A 21,756-nucleotide genomic window follows, 5' to 3' on the forward strand; every position below is an offset into this window, starting at 1 on the left:
TTAAGCTGGATAGCGCGTGTATCTGTTTTCCGAACACTGCAGCAGTACCCTAAGATGTGCCTAAAGTGCCATGTTATTGTCCCTATTCCTTGGCCTTGAAACCTTACGCAGCCTCGAAAGCGTTCTCCAGAACGGCAACTGCCGCATCCGCCTGCTCTATCGTGGAATATCTTCCAAAGCTGAAACGGATACATTCAGCGGCTATCATCTTGTCGTATCCCATGGCCTGTAGAACATGAGACGGTTCAATTGAGCCTGACGCGCAGGCAGACTGGGTTGACGCGGCGATCTGAGGCTGCAATCGCCCGAGGAGCTCCGAAGCATTCTGCCCTGGAAAGCGCAGAAGGGCATTGCCAGGGTGCCGGCACTCTTGCGAACCTATTAGGCTAGCAATCTGTTTTTCCTGAAGTATTTTCACAAACCGGTCGCGAATGGCAGACACTCTCGCACGCTCGGCAAGGCCGGAGTCTTTTACGAGTTCGCATGCTTCCCCAAAACCTACAATCAGTTCGGTCGGCATTGTGCCGCCGCGCCGACCGGCTTGCTGCCCTGCGCCAACAATGACCGGTTTTACAAGGTCGGACACGCCGGGACCGGTAAGGAGGGCGCCGATGCCTTTGGGTCCGTAGAGCTTGTGGGCAGAGATGGTGGCAAAATCAACCTCAAGCTCAAGGAGATCGATATCCATCGCAAGCGGGGCTTGGGCAAGGTCGACATGCAGGAGCACGCCCTTCTTTCTACAGATAGTCGCAATGTCCTTTAGATCCGCGATCGCACCGTTTTCGTTATTGACCCCTATGATCGATACGAGCGCTGTAACGTCTGTTATCATCCCATCAAGGCAGCGAGAATTTGGCGCGCCGCGATTGTCTACCGGAATTTTTCGCACGTCCAGCGGGCAAATTTTGGCTTCAGTGAGAATGGATCCATGGTCGGCCACGCCAATCAGAAGTTCGGTTCGCTGCGATGCTCGACCAACCTCAACGGCTGTATGGATCGCCATGGCATTTGATTCGCTCGCGCCGGACGTGAAAATGACGTCATCTCCTTGAAGTCCAAAGAGATTTGCAACCTGATGAGCTGCTGCCTCTATGGCCGCGCCTGCGCGCCACCCGAGAACATGATCGGCAGAATGTGGATTTGCAAACAGCGCGGTCGATGCAGCATTCATTACCTTCAGCACGCGCTCATCCACAGGCGTCGAAGCCTGATAGTCGAGATAGATCGTATCGCCAACTTGCATGTTGCCCCCAATACTGGACGACGCCTCCAGTACCTAGTATGACTGAGTCTCGTACTGGATGACACCCCCAGGAGGTCAAGTGAACGCGCACGGGATAAAATCTGATGAGTACCGGCCCTGTTTTTCAGGCCATGAAACTTTTCCGTTGCGCTACGGATGGCTTCAGAAAGCCTACGAGGCAGTAAGTCGGGCCCAATCGCCAAAGGATGCCGTTCATGTGTTCCGGAATCCAGACTCGATTGCACGCTTTGGCGTCGGCCGAAACATGGTTGGTGCGATTAGGTATTGGGCAACGGGTGCCGGTATACTTGAAGAATCAAGTGAAGGCCTCGAGGTTACGTGGCTCGGCAACATGCTTTTCGGGGAAGATGGCACCGATCCTAATCTTGAAGAAGACGCTTCATTGTGGCTACTGCATTGGCATCTTGCAGGCCGCACACGGTTAACTTCAGCCTATTGGATCTTCAACGAGTTCCGGGGGGAGTTTCCTCAAGCAGGACATTGTCGCCGCTTTGCTGAAACTTGCGCAAGAGCGTGGGTGGAGCCGAGTTGCCTCAACGACCGTCGATCGGGATCTTCAGTGTCTTCTCAGAACCTATATAGGCGGCCGAGGGTCGAGCGAGGCAGGAGAATCCATACTCGCCGAGCTAGGTTTGATACGGCCGATAGATAAGCACCGCTCACGACTCTCCCGGGGACGCAAGCCGAATCTGCCCGACTCGGTTTTTGTGTTTTGCCTCAACGAGTTCTGGAGTGAATTCGCCGAAAGTCAAAATACAATGTCGTTTGAGAATACGGCTTACGCGCCGGGTTCCCCAGGACGTGTATTTCTCTTGGACGAAGACGACATCGTTGACCGGCTCGAGCGGCTTGAACAGACGTCCGCCGGCGAGTTTGTTTGGTCAGAAACTGCAGGCCTTCGCCAGATCATTCGCAAACAAATACGCTCTAAAGACAAGCAACGAGCCATTCTTCACGACGCTCTTTCTATGGGTGGCAAAAGCGAGGCCGCATGACCGATCCCATATTCATCACGCCAAGATTTCGACGTTCTGTTCGGATCGATACTGATTATGCCTCGCCAGTAGCACTTGAAGGCTTTCATTGCCCTGCGTCTTTTCAGGCGGCGGTCACGTTCATGGCATCCCATATTGCAGATACCGAGCAAGGAGCCTTCACATGGACCGGCCCTTATGGTGGCGGAAAATCGAGTCTTGCACTTGCGCTCGCCTGCTTGTTCGGGGCACCGAAGCCGGTTCGCGAGCATGCTGCTTCAGTCTTTGGCGATCATGTTGTCTCTGCACTGAAAAGCGCTCTGCCATATTTCCCGTCCCGATGGAATGTGCTGCCTCTGGTGACGGAAAGGCGATCGATCACAATCCAATTGGCTGAGTTGCTCGACTTGCCAGTCAATGCGACGCCCTCGGACATTCTTGTTGAGCTTGAAAACAGAACGGTCGATCATGGTCTGCTTCTGATAATGGACGAGCTTGGAAGAGGCTTAGAGGCTGCCGCTGAAGGCGACGGCGACCTGCATCTGCTTCAAGATATTGCTGAACTCGCATCACGCAGTCAGGGAAAATTGGTTTTTCTCGGGATATTGCATCAGGCGTTCGAGGAATATGCTGAACGTCTTGGACGTAAGGCACAGGAGTCCTGGGCCAAGATTCAGGGTCGCTTTGTCGATATCTCGATATCGGTCTCATTAGAGGAAACCGTTGAGCTAATCGGCGAGGCACTCGGCCACCAACGCGCAGTTCGCAAGGCCATCCCTCTGGCCGAAGCGTGCGTCGAACGCTTGCGGCCTGCGCGCACTAAGGCCGACGCTAAACGTATGGCAGGCAAGCTCGCGCGAGCAGCCCCGCTTCATCCATTGACAGCTTGTCTGGTCGGGCCACTTTCTCGGAGACGTTTCGGGCAAAACCAAAGGAGCGTCTTTTCGTTTCTGAGTTCAGCGGAACCTTTTGGCCTGCAGGATGCTCTCACCAGCCAACTCATTGACACCTGCTATCCACCTCACCTGCTTTGGAACTATCTCGCAGCGAACTTTGACGCAGCTATACTTTCTTCGCCGGACGGGCACCGCTGGGCTTTGGCTCAAGATGTGCTCGAACGTAGCGTCGCGCGCGGTTCAAGTGAGATCGAACAGCAGGTTCTGAAGACGATTGCAATCTTTGAATTGCTCAAGGATCGATCAGGGCTAGCGGCCGATGTAGATACGCTTGCCCTGGCCTTGCATGAGGTCGACCGCTCCGGGATCGAGACCGCTCTCGGGCGTCTCGAGCAGCAATCGGAGATCGTGTTCAGAAAACACTCTGGTATCTACGTTCTTTACGCTGGTTCTGATTTCGATGTCGAGGCGCGGCTTGTCGAGGTTCTCACGGAGATAAAGGAAGTCAACCTCGACCTAGTGCGAAGTCTTGCCGATCTTCAGCCCATGCTGGCCAAACGTCATCATGAGGAAACTGGTGCGATGCGGTGGTTCGAGATGTCAATTGAACCTGTATCGGCTTTGGAAAACCTGACTTTACGCAAAAATGCGCAGGATGTGATTGGCCGGATCGTCTTCACTTTACCGATGGATGGAGAAGGGGAGCAGGAGCTCGAGAGCACCTACAAGCGAGCCGGACAGGCACATAAGCCTCTTCCTTTGATAATCGGCCATCATGGTGATGCTATCGGATTGCTTGAACTGTCGCGGGAGCTCGAAGGGCTGAACAGCCTCGAGACCCGTTTTACGGAGCTGCGCGGCGATCCGATTGCCAGACGAGAAATCGATGCGCGCTGCACTGAGGTCCGCCAAAAGCTTGAAGAAAAGCTGCATAGCCTTATAGGCGAGTGTCTTTGGTTTGAGGCCGACGAAAAGCCCCGGAAATTGACAAAACGGCAACTCAACGAACGACTGTCAACTCTGGCTGACGCGATCTTCGTGGACGCTCCCCACATTCACAACGAATTGCTAAATTGTTCCGAACCTTCGTCCAACGCGGTAAGCGCACGTACGAAACTGATGAAGCGGATGGCGATCCGCGCATTCGATCGCGACCTAGGCTTTGAAGGAAAGAATTACCCCGCTGAAAGAGGGCTCTACATCTCGCTTCTCCAGGAAACTGGCATCCATGTTGATGGCCGGTATCGCGCACCAACAGAGCGCGACACACTCTTTCCGCTTTGGCGCGAAGCCGACCGTCTGCTTGAGGCGTCAGAACATAGTGTTGTCACGGCTGACGAGGTCATCCGCAAATGGAGTGAGAACCCTATTGGATTGAAGAGCGGACTCGGCCCAGTCTTTATCATCGCTTATCTATTTTCCCGCCGAGAACGCGTAGCAGTTTATGGAGAAGGTGTCTTTCAAAGCAGCTTCAACGAACTATGTGTTGAGTTCCTGGCACGCGACCCCCGAGACATCGGATTGAGGCGCGTAGAGATGGAAGGCTTTATCGGTGAGACCCTCGAAGCACTCGGCATTCTTCTGAAACTGAAGGGCAAAGCTGAGCCACTCGCAGTCGCACGCAAGATTATCGGCGAATTCGACGCGCTTGTTCCCTGGACAGCCAGAACGCAATCCTTGTCTCCTCAAACACTGCAGGTGCGTGAGATCCTCAAACGCGCGAGCGATCCCAACAAGCTGCTGTTCGATGATCTTCCCCGACTGACGGAACCCTTGCCTGACGGCAATTTTGACGCGAACGCGACAGCCATTCTCTTGCGTGATGCTCTCGCCGAAATGCGTGCTGCATACCCCAAAGTACTGGATGATCTAAAGCTTTTGATGCTTAAGGAACTTGATGTGCGCGGCCAAAGCGATGCGGCGTTGAAAGATCTGCGCGACCGCGCAGATAACATTCGGCAGATCGGCGGCGATCTACGCCTCGAGGCTTTTGTCGGCCGGCTTACCCAGTTCCATGGCACGCGTGAGGACATGGAAGGGATCGCAGGTGTGGCGGTCAATAAACTCCCTCGAGACTGGAATGATGGCGACCGGGAACGGGCGACCGTTGGCTTGGTGGAACTTGCGAAATCCTTTCTGAAAACGGAGACGGTCGCCCGAGTGAAGGGGCGCAAAGACCGACGACATGCTCTGGCTGTTGTCCTGGGCAAAGATGATATGCCTCAGTCGCTATTCAGGGAGTTCCAAATTTCCGATGTCGACCGGAGTGACGTGGCGCAGCTAGCTGAGACGTTGGATCTTGCGCTGAGCAACGCAGACCAAAAGAGTCGGGAAATAATTCTAGCAGCGCTCATTGAAGTGACTTCAAAATACCTTCACGCGAGCGACGAACGCCTCAGGGGAGAAAAAGCATGAACTCCAATCGGCATGTTCTAGGGCTGTCCGGTGGGCGAGACAGCGCGGCGCTCGCGATCTATATGCGGCAAAGGTATCCGGAAATTGACGTGGAGTACTTCTTTACTGACACAGGGAAGGAGCTACCTGAAGTCTACGATTACCTCACCCGATTGGAAGGCTATCTCGGCAAGCCCATTCGGCGCCTGAACCCTGACCGGGATTTTGACTTCTGGTTGAAGAGTTACAAGAACTACCTACCGTCAGCGCAGTCACGTTGGTGCACTAAGCAATTGAAACTAAAGCCATTTGAAAAGTGGGCGCGTGAATATCTTGAGGCTGGCGACACTGTGATTTCCTATGTCGCTATCCGGAGCGACGAGGAATATCGCGAAGGTTATCAGTCGAACAAGGATAAACTCTTGGTACGTTTGCCGTTCAAAGAGGCAAGTATCGATAAGTCTGGTGTTATCGAGATTCTCGAAGGTTCAGGTTTGGGCTTACCTGCCTACTACGATTGGCGCACTAGAAGTGGTTGCACTTTTTGCTTTTTTCAGCAAAAAATTGAGTGGGTACGATTGCGCGAGCGGCATCCTGAAGCATTTGAAGAGGCCAAACTTTACGAGAAGTCAGCAATTGAACATGGCTCACCTTTTACTTGGAGTCAGGGCGAGTCGCTTTCAGATCTCGAGCAGCCTGAAAGGCAGGCACAGATTAGAGAAGAGCATGAGAGGCGGCTGGAGCGAGCTAAAGCACGCCTGCAGTCTAACCCTCTTCGCCCTCGGCAAACGGTTGACCTAGACGACGTGTATGGTGGAGCGGCAAAAGCATGCCTTACATGTCACAAGTAAAACTAAGATTTTTTTGTGATTTTCGTACTATGGACTTCTGATGTTTAAAGTTACTGCCCGCACGATTCTAGAGCTAGGTTCGGAACTAATCAGTTCCGACATCATCGCATTTTATGAGCTAATTAAGAATGGCTTCGATGCAGGCTCCGAGCGTGGTGTAGAGATATCTTTTAATGTTGTCCTCGGCCTCAGAGCGTTCAAAGAACTCCGTCACCGGCTCGCAGAAGGATCAATTGACCTCGAAAAACTAAAGCTTGACATTAAGAAAAAGCTGAACTCGGATGCGGAAGTATTGTATAATCTGGCGGCTGAGTTAATAGAAAGCGCAACTTCAGAAGAAGATCTACTTAATTATCTGGAAAAGATATACGAATCCAACTTCATTACAATTTCAGATACGGGCCACGGAATGACGCTCGACGATCTTGAGCGAGTATTTTTGGTAATCGGCACACCATCCAGGAAAATTGAAGTTGAAGATGCGATTCGCCGGAAAGAAACTACTGCACCATTTCTTGGTGAGAAAGGAATCGGCCGACTTTCAGCGATGCGCCTTGGTGCATCTCTCGAAGTTGTTTCAGCAACAGCCAACGACCGAAATTTCAATTTACTTGACATTGATTGGAGACAATTCGGCGCACTCGACGCGATGCTTGAGGACATAAATATTGCGCCTAGAGAAGGCATCACAAAGCCTGATAAAGGCTGGTCTGGCACAAAGCTTACTATACGCAATCTCGAATCCGATTGGACGCGTCGGCGCCTTGAAGAACTAGCAGTCGACGAATTTTCGATGCTTACTGACCCTCTTGCTGGTCGCCGATCTCGCAAACGCATCGTGCTGCTTTGGAACGGTGACAGGATAAAAATTCCTACGCTGGATAAGGGTTTCCTCGACGAAGCACATGCAGGCATCAAAGGTTGTTACGAGATAGTGGATAGCGAACCACGACTAACCTTGAATATGACAATCCGCAAGCTTGGCTTCGAACACCCACTGATCACAGACACGAAGGTCTTCGAGGGAGCCGACCTCTACGGACCAATTGCGGGTAAGGATACTGGTGTCGACGGATCTGCCTTGACAAGCGTAGGCGACTTCACCTTCGAAGCTCATTGGTTCAATCGTCGCCGGATCAAAGGCACAGAACGGTACACGGCAACAGAGCTCAAAGACTTGCACAGACAATGGACAGGGGTCCGCCTCTATCGCGATGGGTTCAGAGTGTATCCTTATGGCGAAGAAGACGACGATTGGTTGAATCTCGACCGTAAAGCTCTGATGGCGAAGGGCTATTTGCTGAATAAAATTCAGTTCATCGGCCAGGTCAACATAGGCCGAGCGAGTAATCCGGAACTCATTGACCAAACCAACAGGGAAGGTCTCAGGGTGACACCGGAACACGAAGTTTTACTGGGGGTCGTACAGTTCAGCATTCAAGCGCAACTTCGAGAAAAGATGCGCAGAGTAGAGTCCGAATACAAAGAGAAGCGTGAGAAATTTGAGCCTGCCAAAACGGAAGTTAAGGCTCTTGAGAAGCGTGCACGTGACTCACTCGCTTTGCTCCGGGAAACGGCAACACAAGAAGAGCGCGAAACGATAGACGAGCTGCAGATGACCTTGTTTCAGGTCACAGAATTCGCGCAACGAGCACAAAAGCGGATCGAAGAAGTCGAACAAGACGCCCAGCAAATGATCGATATGGCAGGCATTGGCCTTATGGTCGAAATGGTTGCACATGAACTTGCTCGCACTTCCGAAGATGCGCTCGATAACTTGAACGCCCTCAGAGCTAAGTCTGTGCCTGATGACGTGAGATCCCGGATCGAAAGTTTGAGAGCCTCGATGAATAGCATCTCGAAAAGACTGCGCATTCTTGATCCACTGAGTGTGTCTGGGCGACAAGCCTCCGAAACCTTCGATCTTGTAGAACTGATACGGGAGACCGTGGAAGCACATGAAAATCAGTTCGAACGACACGAAATCGCAGTTGAGCTCGATCTGGGAACAAAGCCTGTGAAGATCCGCGCGGTCAAGGGTATGGTCGTCCAGGTGATGGAAAATCTCATTTCAAATTCAGTCTATTGGTTGGGTCTGGAAAAGGCGCAGCGAACGCGATTTCAACCTGCCATTCGGATTGGCCTTGATCCTGTGACAACAACAATATTTTTCGACGACAACGGGCCGGGGATACACAAAGCCAATGTCGAAGATGTATTCGAGATATTCTTCTCACTCAAAGAGTCCAAGAAAAGACGTGGGTTGGGTCTTTACATCGCACAACACTGCGCTGTGTTTAACGGGGGAAGACTGGAAATCGACACAGAAGAACCAAATGCGCAAGGTCGGTTCAACAGGTTCATCTATTTCGTCGGCCAGTAGTGGGGGCAACAATGAAGACCGCCGATCTTTTAAAGAAAAACAAGATTAGAACTGCTCTGATTGTTGATGACGGATATGACACTTCCCCACGGCTAACCGACCTCGGGGCAACCAACGCCGACTGGGCTACTTTTTTTGACGACCTGACCGACGTTGATGTGGAAACGCTGCAGCGTGCCTACAGCGCATTCGATCCAGATTCGGACACTGATTATTCTAAGGACGAGACATTCCTGAGAATTACTTGGAGCATTCGCGATCAGCTCAGTCCAGAAGCTGTCGAACACATCTTTTCAGATTACCAAAGCAGCCAAGAGGCGATGGGCTCTGTGCTTCGCCAGGCTGAAAAGCGTTTGAAATCATTTGGTCTGAAAGTTACTACGGCGGGCCGGGATTTTGCCCGAGCGGCTGAGCGAGCGGATTTGATACTTATCGATCTATACTTGGGGTCTCAGCATAGCTCTGATGATATGGAACAGTCGATTCAAGGCCTTCGCTCAGCAATTGAGGCGCAGCGCAAATCCCCACCTGCCATCATACTCATGTCAAGCCATCCGAATGTTGTCGCAAAACGTGGCAAGTTTCGCGATGAGGCTAGAGTGTTTGCATCCGGCTTTAGGGCAATCAGAAAAGCAGATATAGATAAAGAAGGTCGGGTCGATCAGATGCTATTCGAGCTGGCCCAACACCGCCAGGATTCCCTTAAATTGACGAGCTTTCTTGAAACGTGGAGAGAGGGCATTCAACGCGCGATGGATGCAACGTCTCATGACATCCGACGATTGGATCTTGAAGATATTGCTCAGCTGCAGAACCTGCTTTTGGATGACGAGCAGGCACTGCGTGGCAGTTATATGCTCGATTTGGTCGATCGGCTCCTCCTGCACGATATTGAAGCCGACAAACCCACGATCGCCTCTGCCAAGAAATTGAACACTATGGATAGCGACGAGCATCCGCCAAACACAATAACCGAAACCAAAGACAACCTTCAACTAATTCAAAAGACACTATACATTCACCCCAGTCGCAGAGATCTAGATTCTCCCGACGGTTATCCCGTAGCATTTGGAGACATCATTGCTCTTCGGGACGGTGCAAAAGCACCGCCTGGTTCAATTTTTGCTGGTGCGCGAACGTCAGTTTTTGCGGTCATGACACCAGCATGTGACCTGCTTCGAGATCCACCTAGCGCAAAGCGAGTTCTGCTCATAGAAGGAGAATGCAAACCTGTCGACGCGGTCGCCTACTCTCCCCCCATGCCAGGAGACGCTGATCCTCGCACAATAGTTCTTCTGCATGGCAAATCAAAAGTTGGTGTTGCTTGGAAAACTAAAAGGCTTGCGACTTTGACGAAGACTGTCATGGAAAATCTAATTGCGAAGGATGGAGTATTCGTCGCAGGTCGTCTCCGCAGCGAGTACGCCCTTGAGCTACAACAGGCAATGCTGAGCGGCGTTGGGAGGGTTGGCAATATGGCGCCTATGCCGTCAAATTATCCAATCGTGGCAACAGTTTACTATCCAGATAATGAACGGAACTTCGTTCCACTGAATATCAAGCTAAACGGTATGTGTGTGATTGGCCGCGCGTCAGACAAGAAAGTCGTGCGCATCGGATTTGACAGCATTCAGCGTCATGACTTTGCAGATGCACTTCGCAGCGTAGTCAATAACGTAAACGGAAGAAGCCGAGACAGGATTCGGCAATGTCTCTCACCTGAATGCATCAATGCGCTCTTCACCGAAGGATTTGCATGTGACATAGGGAAAGCGTCATCCAAGCATGTGCCTTGCAAACCAAGATTAGGATCCGAGACGCAACAGATTGGTACCATTGTGTACGCCTCGGATGCCGATGCAAAGATACAGGACCCCGGCCAACGGCAATCTGCCGGCCTGATCTTCGAAGTCATGGAAAATCGCTAGTCGAATAATCTGATCGTTGAACCATCTATGCTCACAAGATCTTAGAGGTTGTTTGAATATTCAATTTATTTAAAAGGAGCCCTCTGCGTGACGACATCCGCGCCAGGCATCTCGGTAAAAGACCTACTACTTTCCGCAAAGCCAATGTCGGTGCGGCGATTGCTGCCGCAATCCACCGTGGATCTTATAGAGAGGACGTCTCCAGGCTTATTGGAGACAGACGAAGCTAACCGCGTTGCAGTAGCGACTATTGATCCAATTGAGGCGATCAAGGACACACCGACGCGGTCGCGGATTATCAGATTACTACCGCTGCCCAAGGCTCGGGAGCTTTGCGAAAAACTTGATCTAGCTGTTGATCGAAGTCCTTATGACGCGATTGAAACGGAGATCGACCAAGTCGGTATTGAACCGCTCCTCGAATTCTTCGGCATCGTGGACGATCCGAGGGCCCCAAGACTCGTTGCTCCTACAACGCAGGAAGCTAACGTCACCTATGGGCTGTTTCCCCATCAGCGTGTTGCTGCTCGCAAAGTTGCAACAGCACTCGGCCGACCGCCTCGCAAAGTTGTCCTTCACATGCCGACTGGAGCCGGCAAGACGCGAACGGCAATGCATCTCGTCGCCAGGCATCTTCGCGAATACGGCCCGACAGTCGTGGTTTGGCTCGCGCAGAACCGCGAATTGCTCGATCAAGCGTCGGATGAATTCGAAAAGGCTTGGTTACCTCTTGGAGATCGTGATGTTCAACTTATGCGCCTTTGGGGCAATCGCGGCGCTCCACTTGAAGAATTACAAGATGGTTTGGTTGTAGCGGGCCTGGCAAAGATGGCGAGCATCGACACGCGGGATGCGGCTACACTGCTAAAGCTTGCGGATCGGGCGTCTCTGACGGTGATCGATGAAGCACACCAAGCGATAGCTCCCACATATGCGAATGTGCTTCGAGCCCTAAGCTCAAAGCGCCCCGAAAACGCCCTACTGGGCCTAACCGCTACACCTGGACGCAGTTGGTCTGAGATCGACGAAGACAAACGCCTATCTGAATTCTTCGATGGACAGAAAGTTCTCTTGGAAGTTGAGGGCTATGACGATCCGGTGTCATTCTTGATGGAAGAGAAGTACCTGGCGCGTCCGATTTTTCGACAATTGGAAGCGCCGTCAGACGTGCAATTGGATAGAACCGACCAAAGAACCATTCAGAATGACCCCGATCTCGCCGAAGAGGTTCTCGAAAAGCTTGGGCAGGATACAGCTCGCACCGAAGCAATTCTCATCGCCATCCTTGATGCCATCACTAGGCATGAACGCATCATCGTCTTCGCCCCTTCTGTCGAGAACGCTAAGCTTCTTCAGGCGATGCTCACGATCAAGAATGTCGAAGCCTTGTTTGTATCTGGCGAAACTGAACCCGCCGAGCGAGAGCGGAGGATACGCCGATTTAAATCCAATGCCCGAAACAAGATTGTCATGGTGAATTTTGGCGTGCTGACAACCGGCTTCGATGCGCCGCGAACGAGTTGCGCGATCATCGCACGCCCAACGCGGTCACTCGTTCTCTACAGCCAGATGGTTGGAAGGGCGACTCGCGGCGTGCGGGCAGGAGGCAACGAAGAAGCGGAGATAATTACAATCACCGACCCGAGTCTTCCTGGTTTCGGGAGCGTGACGGAAGCATTTTCGAATTGGGAGGACGTTTGGAATGAACCAAATGGCGAATAGAGCAGAGGGCGACATTGGTGCCGAGATCATTCCACCAGAGCTTGCCGTGCGTGCCATGCGTGATAGCGGGTACCGGAACACCGATTATGCTCTGGCTGAGCTGATTGACAATTCTGTACAGGCCAACGCGACCCAAGTCGATGTTATCTGCCTTGAAGTCATGAAACAGGTCAGTCAGAGGAAGAGCAGGCGCATTGAACAGATTGCGGTCATCGATAACGGAGACGGCATGACGCCGGAGACGCTCAGGATCGCACTGCAGTTTGGCAACGGAACACACTTGAGAGATCGAAAGGGTATTGGCCGTTTCGGTATGGGGCTCCCGAACTCCTCGATTTCGCAGTGTCGGCGATTGGAGGTTTGGTCTTGGCAATCCGGACCGAATAACGCGATGTGGACATACATAGATGTTAACGACATTGAGGCCGGGCGTCTGAAATCTGTGCCTCAACCGATTCCAAAGCCGGTTCCGCCTGACTGGCGGGAGCGATCAAGCCTTTTTGGAACATCCGGCACACTCGTTCTTTGGTCAAATTTTGATGACCATAGGCTCCAATGGCGCGGTGCTAAAGCTACTTTGGAAAATACCGAGACATTGATTGGACGCATGTATCGCAAGTTTATCGATACCGGAGATCTAACGATAAGGCTCGCGGCATATTACGATAAAGAAATTACCTTTGACGCGACTACACGTGTGAATGACCCGCTTTATCTCACCCCGCAATCCTGCACACCTTCACCGTTCGATACAGAACCAATGTTCCAGACCTGGGGAGAAGGCGATCAGGAGTTTACGATTGAAATCGATGGACAAGCTCACACTGTTGCCGTGCGCATCAGCTGGGCAAAAGAAGATACCGTCACGCGGGGCTCATCAGCAGACCGAGGGTCGACGACATATGGCAAACATGCTGCAAAAAATGTGGGGGTCTCTGTCGTCCGTGAGCGTCGTGAGCTCGAACTCGATAAAGCATGGACGATAGGATATGACCCCAGGGAAAGATGGTGGGGAATTGAAGTTGAGTTTCCGTCGGCTCTAGATGAGATTTTTGGTGTCACCAACAACAAGCAACATGCCAACACCTTTGCCTCCATGGCCCAATTTGATTGGGAGGAAGAAGCATATCCCGGTGAACAGCGTTCGGCGTTCAGAGAACGGCTCTTGGCTAATGGCGACCCCCGCGGACTGCTGATAGACATAGCTGAGTACATCCAACAGCAGCTCGATGAGATCCGCAGACGGATCAAAGCGCAGACCAAAGGCAAGCGCAGCACCCAAAAGCGGCATGATGACCCAGACGTCGAAGACCAAGCGAGTGATAAATTCCGCGAGCGCGCCGAGAGCGGTCATGAGACGCCTTCAGACAAGGCTGGGTTTTCTGAAGATGACAAAAAAGAACTTCAGGACGACTTAATAGAGAACGATCACTACACGTCAACCGACGCAAAGGATATCGTTGATGCTGTCGTTAGTCGCAAACGCAAGGTTCAGTTTTCAACTGGACACCTCGATGGACATCATTTCTTCTCGACGAAGCAGTTCGGAGATTTGACGAAGATCACCTTCAACACCAATCACCCAATTCATAATCAGCTTCTCGAAGCCTTGAATCCCAACACGGAAGATGACACAGACGCGGATCTGCTAGATCGTGTCCACCGAGCCTCAGACACACTGAAATTGCTCTTCGCAGCTTGGGCCAGATACGAGCTTGAGGAAACTCAGAGACACGACGAACTGATGGAAATGCGTCAAGAATGGGGGAAGATGGCGAAGGTCTTCTTGCGCGAAGATGCCGAGGGCAAAAAGTGAAGATCGGCGATCGCCTTCTTTCTGTTCTCAGTGATGCTGAGGCTACTGTGCGTATTGCAGCCCCGTTTATAAAGGCAAACGCTTTGGAGCGCGCGCTGAGGGCAGTTAAGGACGAAGTCGACGTCACTTGCGTAACACGCTGGCGGCCAGAAGATATTGCAAGTGGCGTTTGCGATCTTGAGATATTTGATGTGATCAGAAGCCGACGTCGATCGGTTCTGCTGATCCACCCCCATCTTCACGCAAAATTCTTCGCCTCTGATACTTGCTGCCTGGTAGGTTCAGCTAATCTTTCACATACTGCACTCGGATGGCGCGCGCCCTCAAATCTTGAGCTTTTAATCCAACTCGATACGTCCGGCCACGGGCTAGACGCTTGGTGGAATGAGTTGCAATCAGAAAGTATTAGGGCAACGGAAGAAATACGCTCTGCTTTGGAGCACAAAGCGGCTGAACTTCGAGCGTCTGGAAAACCGATCCCGTTGCCGGAGGCTGAACAAAACAGTATTTATCACGACGCGATTTGGGTACCTGGTTGCCCAAGGTGGACAGGCCTGTGGGAGGTTTATTCGGGCGACGAAGAACAATTGCCAAGTAGCGCGATTGCCTCAGCTAAGTCGGACCTTGCAGCGCTCAGCCTGCCTCCGGGTATGGATATCTCAGGATTTGAAGTAGCTCTCAAGGCCATGTTTCGGCGCACACTGATATTTCAGGAGATCGAATCTTTATCAAGAGCCGGACTTAGCGACACCATCGCCCACCGTTTTCTCTCAGAACAATGTGATGTTGAGGAAGCCGACGCACCTAGACGCTGGCAAGTGCTCAAACGCTGGCTATGTGAGCTTTTTCCGAGTGAGTTTCAGATCGAGACAAGCCAAGAGGTGCTTCTGAAAGGAAAGAAATTTTAAGCTAGGGCAACCTGGAGCGCCTTAGAAATTCAGAAAATTTTTCGCGCGGGTATCTAACATCTGCGCCGCACGAATGTCCCCCATAGGGGGGCGGCGTCTCGGCTGGTCTGGTCACAAACTGGTCACAACATTCGACCAACTGTGACAAGAACACGCTTGACGGCATGGCATGGGGGTCGGTACCCTTGCCTTTGTAACTGGCTGATTATGCTAGTGTTCTAAGAGAGAACAGACTGATCGGTGATCCGGTGCACAATGGCCTTAAACGCCCTCCGAAGGCAGAGGTCACAGGTTCGAATCCTGTCGGGTGCGCCAAATTTCTCAATAATTTCAATGACTTGCACCGCCGCCGGTTCCCGCATCAGTGGGCGACGAGCCCGAAAGCAACACGGCAGCAGTCGGCTTCGCGCAATTTGGCAGCCCCCGGCTGTGCGCCCATCGAACCTTTGAAGCGCAGGCCTACGGCGCAGATCGGGCCCGCCTCGCGGCATTGCCCTCACCCGCAGAGCCTGGACGCGTTCAATCCGGCGCTCCCTCCAAATCTTGCTTCAATTGCTGCAGAACACCGACTGCGTGTTGAGCGTATTCGCTGATCCAACGGTCATGGATCCCCTTGATGGGCAGCGAATTGAGATGGTTCCAACGCTCGCGCCCCTCGCGCCGAACGATGATCAGGTCCGCTGCCTCCAATACTTTCAGATGCTGCATGACCGTGCAGCGGTCCATTTCGGGAAGGGCTTCACAAAGCATCCCGGTAGTGTGCGGCCTGTCCCTCAGGCGGTCCAGCATGGCCCTGCGACGGGGATGGGCGAGAGCCTTGTAGACGGCGTCGTCGTCGGTGTGTGTTGACATGTTATATTTTTATAACATATGCTTCATCCAGGCAATGGGAGACGGCAGATGAGACCCGAATTCCGGGTTACAAGCGCATCGTGCCGTATTCGAACCGCCGCCGAACGTCGGACGCCGTCGACCGCTACAAACCCGGACCATGCTCAGTTTCGAGCGGCCGATCAAAGGAGATAACGATGGCTACGAGATTCAGCGGTGGCAAGAACATCGCAATGAAAGTCCCGCCACATCAGCACGAGGCCACGGTTCGGTTCTACCGGGATCTGCTCGGGCTTGAGCAGATTGGCGGTCCGGCAGGCGATGCCGTTGGATTCAAGTTCGGGGTCAACAATTTATGGATCGACAAGGTGGCGGGCACGAGCCAGGCGGAGCTGTGGCTTGAGATTGTCACCAACGACACGGCGGAGGCCGCCGCGACACTTGCGGATGCGGGGGTCGTTCGCTGCGACGAGATCGAAAACCTGGGGACCGACTTTGACGGCTACTGGATTTCCAGCCCGGCATCGATCATCCATCTCGTCGACGCCAAGGAGGGATCATGGGAGTAGAGTTGGCGCTGCTCCTGCCGCCACCGGCAGTCCGTTCTATGCATACCTAAAACCATGTTCGGCCAGGACGGTTGAAGTGATCCCGTCCAGGCCGCTGAATTGAAGGTACGATCGGCAGATCCGTCAGGCTGCGCAGATCTTCGAGAGGAAGTCCTGCATTGCGCGGCGCAGGTTGTTGGACTGGTCGTGCAATTCGCCGACAGCCATGTTCATTTCCGAACTCAGTTTGGCGGTTTCGCCGGCCGCCGCGCTGACTTCCGAGATCGAACGGGAAACGCCTTCCGTCCCCTGGGCCGCTTCGCTGACACTGCTGGCAATCTCGGCCGTTGCCTGGTTCTGCTCCTCGGCAGCGCCGGACATGGCCGACGTGTTTTCGGAAATCTTCTGAACCATTTCCGCGACACTGACGGTGGCATCTGTCGAGGCATCCGCGGCCTGGCGCATCTCGGAGATCTGTCTGTCGATTTCCTCCGTCGCCTTGGAGGTCTGCTCCGCCAGAGCCTTGACTTCCGAGGCGACCACCGCAAAGCCTTTTCCCGCATCGCCCGCACGCGCCGCCTCGATCGTCGCGTTGAGCGCCAAAAGGTTGGTCTGTTCGGCGATATCGGTGATCAGCTTGGTGACGTCGCCGATGCGGGCAACCACCTGCTGCACCGTCGCGACCGCGTCATTGGACCGGCTAACCTCTGTTTCCGCCGCCTGCGCAATGTCGGAGGACGAACGGATCTGCTCCGTGATCGCGCGGATGGAGGCCGACAGTTCTTCCGTCGCGCTTGCGACCGTGTTGACGTTGTTCGTGGCTTGTCCCGCGGCCGCCGAAACCGACAATGCCTGTTCGGTCGTGGTGTGGGCGATATCGGACAGGGAGCCCGCCGAGCCGTTCAGTTCGTCCAGCTTCGCGATCATGCCATTGCAGATATTGAGGATCGTGGATTCGAATTCGCTGGCAACGCGGTCCATTTCCTCACGCTTGATCCGCTCCGCATTCTCCCGTTCCTCGACAGCCGCCTCCTCCAGTTCGCGCGTGTGAATGAGGTTGTCGCGAAAGACGCCGAGCGCGCGGCCGAGGAGCCCGATCTCGTCGCGCCGATCCCCCACATCGATGGATTGGGACGTGTCTCCCGTGGCGAGTTTCTCGGTGATCGCGGAAAGCCGCGACAGCGGGGCGGAAACGACGCGGTGGCTGACGAACCCGAGGATCATGGCCAGAACCGTCAGAACGACGGCGCTGGCCACTGCAACGATTTCCACTGTCTCCAACGCAGCATTCTGAATGACGACCGACGCCTGGCGTTCCGTCACGACGGCCTCCGCGAAGCGGTCGCGTTCCTGCTGCACGGCGGCAAGCAGGCCGGCGCTTTCCGGCGTCAGGTCGATGGCCCGGGCCATGTCGACGGTCTCAGGCGTGCGCATCAGGTTGATCTGCCTTGCGGCAATTTTCGTGTACCAGGTGTTCCAGCTCGTTTCGAGTTCGCCGAGCAGATCATGAAACACCGGGTTGCTATCTCCTATGAGTGCCTCGACCGCGTCGAACTGCTGCGCGATCCCGCCATGCAGGGTCTCGGCCCTGGTCAACCAGTCGCGGTTGCCCGTCAAAAGGAAGGATTTTACCGCGAGAGCCTCTTCGGCGATCTTTTCGCTCAGTTCACCTGTTTCGGTGTTGAGATCCGACAGGCGGTTGACCGTCTGAACCTCATTCAGGGCCGCCAGGGTATTGAACGCACTCGTGCCACCCGCGACGGCTCCGATCAGGGCCAGGGCCAGGAAGCCGGCGGCGATTTTCTTGCTCACGGAGAGATTTTTGAACATCTGGATATTCCGGTTAGATCAACCTGCGGCCCGGCGGCCTCGCCTGAATGCAGAAAAGTTGATCGCAGTGAAAGGTGCCGAGCATCTTGTCCGTCGTTCCGGACGCGGGATGCTCTAGGAGTTCGGCGACTGACGGCGCTGAAGTTCGTTGAGATTGAATTCAACGGTCGCAGCTCCGATCGGCTTGCCGGTCTCCGGGTCGCTCACGGTCATGTTCAGCTGGGCCCGCCAGATCCCGAGATCCTCGTCCCATTCCGCCTCGTCGATGAAGACAGCGTCCGACCCCTTTGGAAAGGTGTTCTTGAACTTGCCTTCATCGCCCTGCCAATAGTCGCCGGTGATGGAACTCTGGCCGACATTGAGGCCGTTTGCGTCCATGACGAAGATTTCCGGATAAAGGCCGAGAGAACCGGCCTGCACGCGCAGGAGATAGATCGACAGCGGCGCCGACAGGGTTGCGGAGATCAAAGGCTTGTCGTCCGCACTGCGTTCGCCAACCCACTGCTGGTCGAGGGCATCGATATCGGCCTGGGACAGAGACCCGCGCAGATCGTTCTGGGCATTGATCGACAGGGCGACAATCGGATTTGACAGCCACGTTCCGACATTGTCGATGATTTCAGCCGTGATGAGAGCCTTCGGATCCGGCGCGGTTTCGGCGTATGCCGCAGAGTTCGCCAACAGAGCGACGGTTAGTAGAATCAAGCGATGCATATTGCCCTCCAAGTTAATCGCAAGATTAGTTATCCGAAGTTAATAAACCCAAAAGAAATCGAGCAGCCGCCTCGAAAATGCCATCGCAAATAATACCCATATTTTCTATTGAGGGTTGTATTTATCTGTGCGGCAATGACCAGCTAATTTGTACAAACACCTTTACACAACTGCAGATTGGCGTATCTGCTGTCAATCACTCTAAGCAGGTCGCGGCCCGGCCGGCTGCGTTCGGGTGCTTCGGCCAGACCCGGCGAGAGGCAGAACTGAGATTGATCGCACGCCCGGGGTGCTATTGCCCGGAACGCCCCCGGATTGACACGTCCAGAAGCGGTGCAATCTTTTCTATTTCGTTGGTGAAAACTCCACCGCCATATCCCTCCGGCAGGCGTGAGAGATCTTCACGGTTGTCGATCCCGGTTGAAAAATCGCCGCCTTCATAAGGACCGATGACAAAGACATGGCTCCCGGCCGAGTTCATCCGCTCAAGGAAGCGACCGGGCCAGCCCCAGAGCCAAGGAGCGATGTTGATGGGCACGAAGATTACCGAGGACCGGCAAGCGGGCGGCACCGCACCGGTCCAGCCATAGCCGATATAGCGCAGCAGGCACGACTTCAGCGAGCTTCGCGACAGGGTTTTGACCTCCGGCAGGCTGTCCCTCAGGGCGGCAATCGGCCGGTCACCGCCATAGACCATCAGTTGTGTTCTTCTCTGCGGCGGGAGTCCGGCGAGAAACTTCGCAAGGGCTTTTCCTTCCGAGGGATCATTGCTCTTCACGTTGATCAGGAAGGACCGGTCGGGAAAGCTTGCAAGAACTTCCTCCAGGGTCGGCATCAATCCGACCGCCTCGCCGCGGAACGGGAACGTTTTACCGCCGTCGGCGGTGTAGCCATGGCCGATATCGAGCGTCTTGAGATAGACCATCGACTGTTCACGGGTGACGCCTTGGCCGTTGGTGCGGCAATCGAGCGTCCAGTCGTGGAACACCGCGAATTCACCGTCCGTGGTCGGATGGACATCCAGCTCCACGATGTCGGCCCCGGCTTCGAAGCTCGCGCGCATGGAGGCGATCGTGTTTTCCAGATAGGCATGGGTCGGTGGCAACATCCGCTCTGCAGTGCAGCTGTCATTCGTCAGGCCCGCGGTCTCGAACCGTTGCGCGATGCCACGATGGGCAAGGAGAACGGGTTCGCCCGACAGATCGGGACCGAGAAAGCTGGTGTTGTTGAGGAAGACGAACGCGGCAAGCCCGATCAAGGCAAAGGCCAAATAGCGCCAGATCCTGCGCAATCTGCGACCCTCCGAATCTGCTTGGGGCAATCGGTTTTGACATAGCGCCGGGACATGACCGAATTGGGGCCAAAGCGGTCGGCGTGGTTGATGCGGGTCCAACGTGGGTGAGAATCCCTCTTGCGGACAGGCATACTCCTGTGTTAATCGTTTTACTGTTAATCGTTTAACAGCGACGGGAGGCGCTGGTCCATGAGCAAGAGGAAACCGTCAATCCGGGACGTCGCCGCGCTCGCGGGTGTGTCCACCGCGACGGTTTCCAACGTCTTCAGCGGCCGCAAGCCGGTCAATGACGAGCTCAAGGAAAGCGTCCACAAGGCCGCCAGGCGCCTGGGATACCAGGTCGACCGCGCAGCCTCGCAATTGCGGTCCGGCCGCACCCGCATCATCGCCGTGCTCGTCCCGGACCTGACCGACACGTTCTTCGCCACCATCGTCTCGCGCCTCGAAACCGCGGCGATCGCCGAGGGCTATGACGTCGTCGTCGCAAGCTCCCACAACGACCGGTCGGTGGAGTCGTCCCGTCTCAAGGCGCTCCTGTCCTGGCGACCGGAGGGACTGATCGCGGTGCCCTGCTCAAGCGTCATTCCGCGGGAACTGCGCGAAGCCAAGGGTACCGTACCCATGGTGCTGGTCGACCGTGTGGCGACGCAGGATGCCATCGCCGACACGGTCACCATCGACAACCGCGAGGCCGGAGAGATCGCCGCGCTGCATCTCCTGGAAAACGGCCACCGCAATATCGCGATCGGCGTCTCCGATCTCGATCATCCGCCGATCCTGGAGCGGACCGAGGGCGCCGCCGCGATCATCGAAAAGCGGACCGGCCGGCGCCCGATCATCCTGAACCTTGGCTCCGACATCACGGTGGGCACGGATACGCTGCTCAAATGGATGGAGCGCCATCCGGTGCCGGAAGCGGTGATCGCGCTCACCAACGTCACGACGCTCAGTGTGCTGTCGGCGCTGGCCGAACACCATATCGACATTCCGAGCCGGGCGTCGGTCGTTGCCTTTGACGATTACGCCTGGATGTCCGCCCGCAACACCGGATTGACGGCCATTCGCCAGCCCGTGGACGAGATCGCGTCGACAGCCTGGCGCCGGCTGCAATTGCGGATCGATAGCGGCAGCGACATTCCGATCACGCCGACCGTTCTGAACGCCGGCCTGATCGTGCGCGCCTCTGTGCGCGACCTGAACGCGTCAGGCAGCAGCAGCGAAAGCCCGGAACGCCGGCCGCCTGCGGCACGGGAAGCCGGGGGCGAGGAAACAGAAAAGATCCACTGATGCCCGGCCGCGGGAACGCGGCCATCGGGCAGACAGGCGGCTGAGACCGCAGCATGGACAGTCAAGGGAGGAAAGAGGAGGAAATTACCGGACGTCAGAAACAAACACGCGGGGAT

The 21,756-nt window shown here is 54.6% G+C and carries 15 protein-coding genes and 1 pseudogene; 11 read left to right on the forward strand and 5 right to left on the reverse strand.

Features of this window, described 5'->3' with window-relative positions; all coding sequences use genetic code 11:
• Positions 1 to 103: 103 nt before the first annotated feature.
• Positions 104 to 1,243 (reverse strand): cysteine desulfurase family protein, encoded by a 1,140-nt coding sequence (locus tag ON753_RS19370; protein ID WP_265964564.1) that lies wholly within the window; start codon positions 1,241 to 1,243, stop codon positions 104 to 106.
• A 58-nt stretch (positions 1,244 to 1,301) separates the two neighbouring features.
• Here ON753_RS19370 and ON753_RS26845 point away from each other — a divergent pair.
• The 9 genes and pseudogenes from ON753_RS26845 to ON753_RS19410 form a co-directional block, all read left to right on the forward strand.
• Positions 1,302 to 1,712 (forward strand): annotated as a pseudogene (locus ON753_RS26845) (DUF4007 family protein); the annotation flags it as partial.
• On the forward strand, positions 1,699 to 2,259 hold the full coding sequence (locus ON753_RS19375) for a DUF4007 family protein (protein WP_265967210.1): 561 nt from the start codon (positions 1,699 to 1,701) through the stop codon (positions 2,257 to 2,259). The pseudogene ON753_RS26845 and the gene ON753_RS19375, both read left to right, overlap by 14 nt.
• Positions 2,256 to 5,549 (forward strand): hypothetical protein, encoded by a 3,294-nt coding sequence (locus ON753_RS19380; protein WP_265964566.1) that lies wholly within the window; start codon positions 2,256 to 2,258, stop codon positions 5,547 to 5,549. Before ON753_RS19375 ends, ON753_RS19380 begins: the two co-directional genes overlap by 4 nt.
• Positions 5,546 to 6,379 carry a phosphoadenosine phosphosulfate reductase family protein gene (locus tag ON753_RS19385; RefSeq protein ID WP_265964569.1) on the forward strand — a complete coding sequence of 278 codons (834 nt, stop codon included), beginning with the start codon at positions 5,546 to 5,548 and terminating at the stop codon, positions 6,377 to 6,379. The genes ON753_RS19380 and ON753_RS19385 overlap by 4 nt, the downstream gene beginning before the upstream one ends.
• Positions 6,380 to 6,419: 40 nt before the next feature.
• A complete protein-coding gene (locus ON753_RS19390) occupies positions 6,420 to 8,762 on the forward strand; it encodes a sensor histidine kinase (protein ID WP_265964570.1) in 2,343 nt (780 codons plus the stop codon).
• 11 nt (positions 8,763 to 8,773) lie between these two features.
• A complete protein-coding gene (locus tag ON753_RS19395; RefSeq protein WP_265964572.1) occupies positions 8,774 to 10,690 on the forward strand; it encodes a hypothetical protein in 1,917 nt (638 codons plus the stop codon).
• 87 nt (positions 10,691 to 10,777) lie between these two features.
• Positions 10,778 to 12,412: a DEAD/DEAH box helicase gene (locus ON753_RS19400; RefSeq protein ID WP_265964574.1), complete on the forward strand. Its 1,635-nt coding sequence runs from the start codon at positions 10,778 to 10,780 to the stop codon at positions 12,410 to 12,412.
• On the forward strand, positions 12,393 to 14,228 hold the full coding sequence (locus tag ON753_RS19405) for an ATP-binding protein (RefSeq protein ID WP_265964576.1): 1,836 nt from the start codon (positions 12,393 to 12,395) through the stop codon (positions 14,226 to 14,228). Before ON753_RS19400 ends, ON753_RS19405 begins: the two co-directional genes overlap by 20 nt.
• Positions 14,225 to 15,136: a phospholipase D family protein gene (locus tag ON753_RS19410; RefSeq protein ID WP_265964578.1), complete on the forward strand. Its 912-nt coding sequence runs from the start codon at positions 14,225 to 14,227 to the stop codon at positions 15,134 to 15,136. The genes ON753_RS19405 and ON753_RS19410 overlap by 4 nt, the downstream gene beginning before the upstream one ends.
• Before the next feature lie 519 nt (positions 15,137 to 15,655).
• Here the strand turns inward: ON753_RS19410 and ON753_RS19415 are convergent.
• Positions 15,656 to 15,988, reverse strand: a complete 333-nt coding sequence (locus ON753_RS19415) for an ArsR/SmtB family transcription factor (protein WP_265964580.1) — start codon at positions 15,986 to 15,988, stop codon at positions 15,656 to 15,658.
• A gap of 176 nt (positions 15,989 to 16,164) precedes the next feature.
• On the opposite strand from ON753_RS19415, the gene ON753_RS19420 reads away from it, so the two are divergent.
• A complete protein-coding gene (locus ON753_RS19420) occupies positions 16,165 to 16,536 on the forward strand; it encodes a hypothetical protein (RefSeq protein ID WP_265964582.1) in 372 nt (123 codons plus the stop codon).
• 123 nt (positions 16,537 to 16,659) lie between these two features.
• Here ON753_RS19420 and ON753_RS19425 read toward each other — a convergent pair whose 3' ends face one another.
• From ON753_RS19425 to ON753_RS19435, 3 genes are all read right to left on the reverse strand, one after another.
• Positions 16,660 to 18,345 (reverse strand): methyl-accepting chemotaxis protein, encoded by a 1,686-nt coding sequence (locus ON753_RS19425; protein ID WP_265964583.1) that lies wholly within the window; start codon positions 18,343 to 18,345, stop codon positions 16,660 to 16,662.
• Between the two features lie 114 nt (positions 18,346 to 18,459).
• Entirely contained in the window at positions 18,460 to 19,059 is a 600-nt protein-coding gene (locus ON753_RS19430) for a hypothetical protein (protein WP_265964585.1), read from the reverse strand.
• 292 nt (positions 19,060 to 19,351) lie between these two features.
• On the reverse strand, positions 19,352 to 20,350 hold the full coding sequence (locus tag ON753_RS19435; protein WP_265964586.1) for a glycerophosphodiester phosphodiesterase family protein: 999 nt from the start codon (positions 20,348 to 20,350) through the stop codon (positions 19,352 to 19,354).
• A 192-nt stretch (positions 20,351 to 20,542) separates the two neighbouring features.
• Between ON753_RS19435 and ON753_RS19440 the strand changes: the two genes are divergently transcribed.
• A complete protein-coding gene (locus ON753_RS19440) occupies positions 20,543 to 21,640 on the forward strand; it encodes a LacI family DNA-binding transcriptional regulator (RefSeq protein ID WP_265964587.1) in 1,098 nt (365 codons plus the stop codon).
• The last annotated feature ends 116 nt before the right edge of the window (positions 21,641 to 21,756 follow it).

Source organism: Roseibium salinum (assembly GCF_026240905.1).
Taxonomy (GTDB): Bacteria; Pseudomonadota; Alphaproteobacteria; order Rhizobiales; family Stappiaceae; genus Roseibium; species Roseibium salinum.